Origin of the sequence: Mycobacterium sp. E1386 (assembly GCF_001672745.1) — a bacterium.
In the GTDB taxonomy this organism is placed as follows: Bacteria; Actinomycetota; Actinomycetes; order Mycobacteriales; family Mycobacteriaceae; genus Mycobacterium.
In genome coordinates this window covers 1-8,012 of sequence record NZ_LZKH01000183.1, presented here as the reverse complement: position 1 = coordinate 8,012, position 8,012 = coordinate 1, and the positions used below count along the sequence as shown (strand labels likewise).

Below are 8,012 nucleotides of genomic sequence, written 5' to 3'. Positions count from 1 at the left end.
GACGGCCAACTGGGGGGCCAGCGCCAGCAAGACCAGCACCGCGGCGCAAAGCGCCGGAATGGCTTGCCGCCTGCGCGAGGACAGCAATCCCGCCAGCCCGATGGCGCCCATCACGGCCGCCCGCAACACGCTCGCCGTCGGTTCCACGACGATGACGAACGCGATCAGTGTCAGGGCAGCCAGCACGACCGCCGCCCGTGGACCGATCAGGCGTGCGGTGAACAGCACGGCCGCACACACGATGGTCACGTTGGCGCCCGACACCGCCATCAAGTGCGTCATCCCGGCCGCGCGAAAGTCCCGGTCGGTCTCGGCGGGAACCGCCGAGGTGTCGCCCAGCACCAGGGCGGGCAGCATCGCCGCCTGCTCGACGGGCAACGCACCGCGAACCGCGGTTTCGAACCTGTCGCGCACCGTGTGCGCCGCCCGATGCACGGCGCCGGCGGTGCCCAGAGTCGGGCGGCCCGACGCGTTGAGCACAGCGACGGTGAGGTCGCGGCGGGTCGGGCGGCTGATCCTGGCGGTGAACCGCATTGGCCGACCCACCATCAACCCGTCGCCATCCGACGCGAAATCCGGTGCGCGCGCGAAAACGACCACCCGCCCCGAGATCTGCGCGTCGCGCAGACGCTGCAGCGTGGCGCGAAACATGAGCCGGCCGCGGCCCAACGACACCGGGCTCTCCGTTGGGGTGACCGTCACCGGGGCGGCCGTCCCGAACGCCGCGGTGATCGGGTGGCGATCGACCGCCTCGGCGCGCAACGCGGCCGCGAAGCCGAACCCGGCGCCGGTGACGCCGACCGCGACCAGGCCGGCGCTGACGGCCCGATGCCTCCCCGTCTCCCCTCGCCGGCGCGCGGCGCGCCAGACCAGCGCGCCGGCGGCGGCGACCAACAACAGGCAGGCCTGCGCGATCACCCGGCCGATCGGCCACCAGATCCCGGCGGCGGTCACCACCCAGCAGGTGAGCGCGGCCGGCACCAGGCGCGCGTCAACGCGTGCCGCGCCCGGTTCGGCGAGGTCGGAATCGTGCACGGGGGTCAGACACGGACCAGGGCGCGCAACTTCTCCAATCGCGCGGGCCCGATGCCGTCGACATCGGCGAGCTGGTCGACGCTGGTGAATTTGCCGTTCGCCTGCCGCCAGGCCACGATCGCGGCGGCCGTGACCGGCCCGACGCCGGGCAGGGCGTCCAAGTCGTCCACGGTCGCGGTGTTGAGGTCGAGCACCTCACCCGCCTTCTGCTTGCCCGGCCCCGCTCCGGTCCGTGGTGGCGGTGGCTTGGACGTCGGTGTCGTACCGGAGGCCACCGAGCTTCCCAACGCCGCCGACCGTCCGGGGATGGGCGGAAGCCCGACGACGATCTGCTCGCCGTCGCCGAGCGGACGCGCCATGTTCAGCCCGACGGTGTCCGCGCCGTTGACCGCGCCGCCCGCGGCCTGCAGCGCGTCGGCGACGCGCGCCCCGGGCGCCAGGGTGACCAGTCCGGGGCTATGCACCAGGCCCACCACGCTCACCACCACCGGCCGGTCGGGGCCGGCGCTGGGGTTCGCCGACGATTTGGGGCTCGCCGTCGACGCCTTCTCGACCGGCGGCAATTTCGCCGACATCACCGGCGCCGGCCGGTCACGCAGCAGCGTGAACACCGTGACCAGGACGGCCAGCGCGGCCACGATCGCCAACCCGACGGCACCCGCACGGCCCGGGTCGGCGCGCAGCCTGGCCATCCAGCCCCGATCCGGGGCCGCAGCCGGCAGCCACCGCGGCAGCAGTGAATTCTGGTCCTCGTCCACCGCCTCCCCGGGCGACGCCGACCCGGCGCCGTCGGACTCGGCATCCGGTTCGGCACCGAGTCGCCGCTGCAGACGCTCGGCGGGAAGTTCTGTTCGCATGCGCCGACCGTAGGTGCGCCGACCGCCAGATCGGCCCCCGAGCGGCGGCACCGGGACCGCGACTGTGGACTAAGCCGAGGCTGTGCACAAACCGCTATACGGGATGGGTCAAGATGGACCGAAGAACGCATCGCCAGAACCGGGCATCCATCCGACGCTGGTAGCCACGTTCACCCCCAGACGACAGGAGGCCGCCGTGCAACTGGCGCTCACACCGGAGGAAGCCGCGTTCCGCGACGAGCTCCGCACCATCTACACCACCAAGATTCCGGAGGAGCTGCGCGAGCGGGTACGCCGAGGTTCGGCGGAGGTGAACCACGAAGACATCGTGACCAGCCACAAGATCCTGCACGAGCACGGTCTGGCGGTACCGAACTGGCCGGTCGAGTGGGGCGGCAAGGACTGGACGGCCACCCAGCACCAGATCTGGGCCGACGAGATGCAGCTGGCGTGCGTCCCGGAGCCGCTGAACTTCAACACCAAGATGGTGGGCCCGGTGATCGCGGAATTCGGTTCGGAGGAGGTCAAACAACGCTTCCTGCCGCCGACGGCCAGCCTCGACATCTGGTGGTGTCAGGGATTCTCCGAGCCCGAGGCCGGTTCGGACCTGGCGTCATTGCGCACCACAGCGGTGCGGGACGGCGACAGCTACGTCGTCAACGGCCAGAAGACCTGGACCACGCTCGGCCAGTACGCGGACTGGATCTTCTGCCTGGTGCGCACGGACCCGCAGGCGCCCAAACGGCAGGCAGGCATCTCGTTTCTGCTGTTCGACATGAAGACCCCGGGCATCACGCTGCGGCCCATCAAGACGATCGACGGTGGCCACGAGGTCAACGAGATCTTTTTCGAAGACGTCCGGGTGCCCGCCAACCAGCTTGTAGGAGAAGAGAATAAGGGCTGGACGTACGCCAAGTTCCTGCTGGGCAACGAGCGCACCGGCATCGCCGGCGTCGGCCGGACCAAGGTGCGCCTCGCCGAGGTGAAGAAACACGCGGCGGCCACCGGGGTGTTGCAGGATCCCCTGTTCGCGGCCCGCCTGGCCGAGGCCGAAAACGAGTTGCTGGCATTGGAACTCACGCAGTCGCGGGTGGTCACGGACTCCGCGAACGGGCAACCCAATCCGGCTTCGTCGGTCCTGAAGCTGCGCGGCAGCCAATTGCAGCAGATCGCCACCGAGCTGCTCGTCGAGGTGGCCGGGCCCGATGCCCTGCCGGCCGACGGCGAAGACATCGCGTCTCCGGACTGGGCGCAACACAGCGCGCCGCACTACCTCAACTACCGCAAGACGTCGATCTACGGCGGCAGCAACGAGGTGCAGCGCAACATCATCGCGTCCACCATTCTGGGATTGTGAGGCAGCCATGGACTTTCAGTTGACCGACGAGCAGACCCTGCTGCGCGACACGACCCGCGAGCTGCTGTCGCGCAGCTATGACCCGGAGAGCCGCAACAAGGTGATCGGCTCCGACCTGGGCTGGAGCCGCGAGGTGTGGAGTCAGCTCGCCGACACCGGGATCCTCGGCCTCGGCTTCGACCCGGACGAGGCGGGCCAAATCGAGATCATGGTCGTGCTCGCCGAAGCCGGGCGCCGGTTGGCCCCCGAGCCGATCCTGCACGCCGCGCTTGCGCCCGGCGCGCTGATCGCCGAGCGGGGCACCGACGCCCAGAAGGCGCAGCTCGAAGACGTCGCGGCCGGCCAACGGCTGCTGGCCTTCGCCCACCTGGAACCCGGCCACCGTAAGCCGACCGCGGACGTGGGCACCAAGGCTGTGCGGCAAGGAGATTCGTGGACATTGAGCGGGCGCAAGAACCCGGTGCTCGCCGGCGACTGCGCCGACGCGCTGGTGGTCAGCGCCGCCTTGCCGGACGGCGGCACCGGCCTGTTCCTGGCCGACGCGGGCGCGGTCACGCGTCACCCGTACCGGACCTTCGACGGACAACGCGGCGCGCAGGTCGACTTCGACGCAACACCGGCGGAACCCTTGGGTGAAGCCGTCGACGCGTCCCAGGCCATCCTCGGCACCATCATCCGCATTCAGGCGGCGCTGTGCGCCGAAGCGGTCGGGGTGATGGAGGAAGCGCTGCGGCTGACCACCGATTACCTCAAGACCCGCAAGCAGTTCGGCGTCACACTCAACAAGTTTCAGGCACTCACGCAGCGGGCGGCCGACATGTACGTTTCGCTGGAACTGGCCCGCAGCATGAGCATGTACGCGTCGATGTCGATCGCCGACGGCAACCTCGAGCCGGTGATCGCCTCGCGCGCCAAGCTGCAGATCGGCCGCTCGGGTCGGCATATCGCCCAGGAGTCGATTCAGCTGCACGGCGGGATCGGCGTGACCGCCGAATATCCGGTCGCCCACTATGCGGCCCGGCTCACCGCGATCGAACACATCCTGGGAACCTCGAGCGACCACCTGCACAATCTGATCGACCACATCGGCGACTACGACCTCGCCCGCCTCTAGCCCATGACGGAGCTGTCCGACAGAGTCGTCGAGTTCCTGTCAGCCGGCACCCGTACCGGGATGCTCGGTTACGTCGCAGGCGACGGCCGGCCGCTGGTCGCGCCGGTGTGGTTCGTGGTCGACGGCAACCAGCTGGCGTTCAACACCGGCCGCGAAACGTCGAAAGGGCGTGCCCTGCACCGTGATCCGCGAGTGGTGATCTGCGTCGACGATCCCCATCCGCCGTACTCGTTCGTTCAGGTGCAGGGCGTGGCCACGGTGAGCGAGGAACCGGCCGACGTACTCGACGTCGCCACCCGGACCGGCGCCCGGTACATGGGTGCCGACCGCGCCGAGGAGTTCGGCCGCCGCAACTCCGCGCCCGGCGAACTGGTGGTGCGGGTGCGCCCGACCAAGGTGATCGCCGGTTTCGATATCAGCGACTGACGCGGGGGCCGAAGAACGCGAACCGGTTCGTCGCGGGGATCATCCGGGCGCGCCGACGGGTTCGCTACCGCCTGACTCCGGAACCAGATCGGGCACCTGGCTGGCCAGGTACTCGGCGAGCGAGCTGATCGTCGGGTAGTCGAAAACCGCTGTGGCGCTGATGGTGAATGCGCCGCCGAACTGGCCGTACAACCGGTTGCGGAGTTCGACCGCCATCAGTGAATCGGTACCCAGGTCGAGGAAGCGGCTGGTCGCGGCGGGCGGCTGCGCGAGCCGCAGGAATTGTTGCACTTCCTGCTGCAGGAATTCGGTCAGGAAACTGACCCGCTCCGCCTCCGGCACCTCATGCAGCTTCTTGAGCAGCTCGCTGTCGCCGGGCGTCGTGGCGGTCTCGCGCGGCAGCAAGTGGTCGAGAATCGGTGGGCGTGAACCCCGCAGCATCTTCGCGGCACGCTGCCAGTTGGCCTTGATCACGGTCGCCTGCCCCGTTCCGTGGGCAACGATTTCACCGAGCGCATTGAGGGCTGCCGTGGGTTCCACCGAAACCAGGCCTTGCGCACCGAGGTTGGCGCGCGCCGCCTCCGAAGCGGCCATGCCGCCGTGCGCCCAGGGACCGAAGTTGACACTGGTCGCGGGCAAACCTTGCGCTCTGCGTTCGGCAACGAGCCCGTCGAGCAACGCATTGGCGGTTGCGTAGTTGGCCTGGCCGGGCGAACCGAGCACGCTGGATATCGAGGAGTAAAGGATGAAGAAGTCCAGATCGTCTTTCCTGGTCAATCGGTGCAGATTCCAGGCGCCCAACGCTTTCGGCAGCAGGGTCGTCCGGAAGCGTTCGACGCTCTGCTGCGGCAGCAGCGCGTCGTCGAGGACGCCCGCCAGGTGCAGCACCCCCGCCAGCGGCGGCAGCTCCGCCCGGATCCGCTCCAGCAACTCCTCGACCTGGGACTCGTCGCCGACGTCGGCCGCAACGGTGTGGATCCGGCAGCGGTAGCGCTCGGTGATGTTGGCGATCACCTGTTGCGTGTCCGCGTCGGGTTCGCGGCGGCCGGTCAGCACGATGTCACCGGCACCGAGTTGGGCGAGGTAGGACGCCGTGTGCAGGCCGAGGGCTCCGAGGCCCCCGGTGATCAGATAGCTCCGATCACCTTGCGGCTGTAGCGGGTTCGGCATCTGCAGCACGATCTTGCCGATGTGCCGCGCCTGCTGCATGCGCCGAAACGCGGTCTTGGCCTCGCTCAGCGGGTAGATCTCGGCGGACAGCGGCGTCCACTCGCCGCTGCCCAACCCGTCCGACACTTCGGTCAGCAATCGCTGGATGCGTTCTGGGTCTTGCAGAATCGTCCCGTCCAGTGCAACCACTTCGTAGTCGATGTCGGGACGGGCCGCCGCCATTCGCTCCGGGGTCCAGATGTCCCGCTTGGCGATCTCGGCGAAGCGCCCATTGTGGGCGGTGGCCCGCACGGTCGCTTCCACAAAGCCCTCGTTGGTCAGGCTGTTGAGCACCACATCGACGCCGGCACCGCCGGTGTCGGCGAGGATCTGTTCCGCGAAATCCGTTGTGCGCGAGTCATATACATACTCGACACCCAGGTTGCGCAGGGTCGCGCGTTTGTAGGCGCTGGCGGTGGCGAAGACGGTCGCCCCGTGCTGCTGCGCCATTTGGATGGCAGCCAGGCCGACGCCACCGCTCGCGGCGTGAATCAGCACGCGGTCACCCGGCTTCAGCTGCGCCCAGTCGAACGCGAGCCGGGCCGTCAGTGCGGCAGCCGGAATGGTCGCCGCGGCCACCGCGCTGAGCCCGTACGGCACCGGCGCCAGCAATTGAGCGGGAACATTGATCCGACTGGCGAACGCTCCCTGCATGAAGCCAAAGACGCGCTGGCCGACCTCGAATCCGGTTACGTCGGAACCCAACTCGGTGACGATACCCGCGAAGTCGCCGCCGATCAGCCCCGGATCGCCCGGGTAGAGGCCCAGCACATTGAGCACATCCCGGAAGTTGAGGCCGGCGGCCTCCACCCGAACTTGCACCTGGCCCGCGGCCGGCGACAGCACTTCCGTCTCGGCGAGTCGCAGGTTGTCGATGGCGCCGCGTTCAGTCGGCGCCAGGACATAGTCGCCTGTGCGCGGCACCGCGAGGTGACCGCTGCGTGCCCATGGCACCAGCCTGGATGCCAGGAACTTGCCTTGCCGCAGTGCGAGTTCCGGCTCGTGGACAGATCCGTCCGGTGCGCGGAGCAGGCGTGCGAGCGAGTGCGCGGCCGTGTCCGATCCGTCGTGGTCGGCCAGCCTGCAGCGCAGCGTGGGCTGCTCGGCGATGGCGGTACGCCCCAGCCCCCACAGCGCCGCCTGCACCGGATCCACCTTTTCGCCGGGTTCGGTCGCCACCGCTCGTTCGGTGATGATCCACAGCCCGCCAGGCAGATTCACTCCCTCTTCGGCCAGCAGAGTTCGCATCGCGCCGAGGATGTTGTCGATGTCGGTCTCCAGCCGAGCGCCGAACTCGTCGCTTGACTCCTCCGAGTTCGGTCGGCCCCCGCCACGCCAGACGATGCCGGTGATCGACGCACCGCTCTCCTGGGCGCGTGCGATGAGCTGCTGCCAGCCCTGCTGGCCCATCGCCGCTTCGGACCGGATACAACCCGGTAGCTCGGCGGCCAGCTCGTCGAAACCTGCGACCAGCCATGTGCCGTGGGCTTTTTCGCCGGGTCCGGTATCACTGATCGGCTCGGGCACCGGCACCTCATGCCAGCCCAGGGTGTACAGCAACCGGGAAGCGTCGCCGCCAAGCCCGCGCAATAAGGCTTCCCGGGGCGCGCGTTTGACGGTGAACTCGCGTATTCCGCCCAGGTGGCGGCCATTCCGATCCACGAAATCGAGATCGAAGACCTGGGTTTCGCTTTCGATACCGCCGGTACGCCACTTCGCGCGGCAGTAGAACCGCTGTGGCATCCGATCCGACAGCACCACCCGTCCGTACCGCAGCGGGAGAAACAGATCCGGAACCGCGCCCTGTTCGGTGGCCGCGAGAAGCGCCGGGAAGGCCGGGAAGGCGACGCCGGTGCAGAGGTCCAGCAGCACCGGATGGATGGGCTCACTGCCCAGATGTTCGGCGAGTTCGTCGCCGACGACGACATCGCCGAGCGCCTCACCTTCGCCCACCCAAAGCGATTTCAGGGATGTCGACCAGGTGGGTCCCCACGCCAGCTCCATGTCGGCGAAG

At 68.8% G+C, this 8,012-nt stretch carries 6 protein-coding genes; 3 read left to right on the top strand and 3 right to left on the bottom strand.

All coding sequences use genetic code 11. The features are described from left to right. Positions 1-1,035: ComEC/Rec2 family competence protein (locus tag A5709_RS18815; RefSeq protein ID WP_068121571.1), on the bottom strand; the 1,035-nt coding region annotated here is incomplete at its 3' end. Between the two features lie 5 nt (positions 1,036-1,040). Then, positions 1,041-1,892: a ComEA family DNA-binding protein gene (locus tag A5709_RS18810; RefSeq protein WP_068008116.1), complete on the bottom strand. Its 852-nt coding sequence runs from the start codon at positions 1,890-1,892 to the stop codon at positions 1,041-1,043. 196 nt (positions 1,893-2,088) lie between these two features. On the opposite strand from A5709_RS18810, the gene A5709_RS18805 reads away from it, so the two are divergent. From A5709_RS18805 to A5709_RS18795, 3 genes are read left to right on the top strand one after another with little or no spacing between them, the layout of a single operon-like run. Then, complete coding sequence (locus A5709_RS18805) at positions 2,089-3,249, top strand: acyl-CoA dehydrogenase family protein (RefSeq protein ID WP_067942946.1); 1,161 nt, start codon at positions 2,089-2,091, stop codon at positions 3,247-3,249. A 7-nt stretch (positions 3,250-3,256) separates the two neighbouring features. Beyond that, a complete protein-coding gene (locus tag A5709_RS18800; RefSeq protein WP_068008119.1) occupies positions 3,257-4,363 on the top strand; it encodes an acyl-CoA dehydrogenase family protein in 1,107 nt (368 codons plus the stop codon). A gap of 3 nt (positions 4,364-4,366) precedes the next feature. Further along, positions 4,367-4,789, top strand: coding sequence for a PPOX class F420-dependent oxidoreductase (locus tag A5709_RS18795; protein ID WP_068121568.1), 423 nt, complete (start codon positions 4,367-4,369; stop codon positions 4,787-4,789). A 39-nt stretch (positions 4,790-4,828) separates the two neighbouring features. Here the strand turns inward: A5709_RS18795 and A5709_RS18790 are convergent. Next, on the bottom strand, positions 4,829-8,012 hold a 3,184-nt coding region (locus tag A5709_RS18790), incomplete at its 5' end, for an SDR family NAD(P)-dependent oxidoreductase (RefSeq protein ID WP_156768100.1).

What these genes read in the sequence shown, in the direction of transcription:
- A5709_RS18810 (WP_068008116.1), bottom strand. Translation starts at nt 1,892, where the DNA reads ATGCGAACAGAACTTCCCGCCGAGCGTCTGCAGCGGCGACTCGGTGCC.
- A5709_RS18800 (WP_068008119.1), top strand. Translation starts at nt 3,257, where the DNA reads ATGGACTTTCAGTTGACCGACGAGCAGACCCTGCTGCGCGACACGACC.
- A5709_RS18795 (WP_068121568.1), top strand. Translation starts at nt 4,367, where the DNA reads ATGACGGAGCTGTCCGACAGAGTCGTCGAGTTCCTGTCAGCCGGCACC.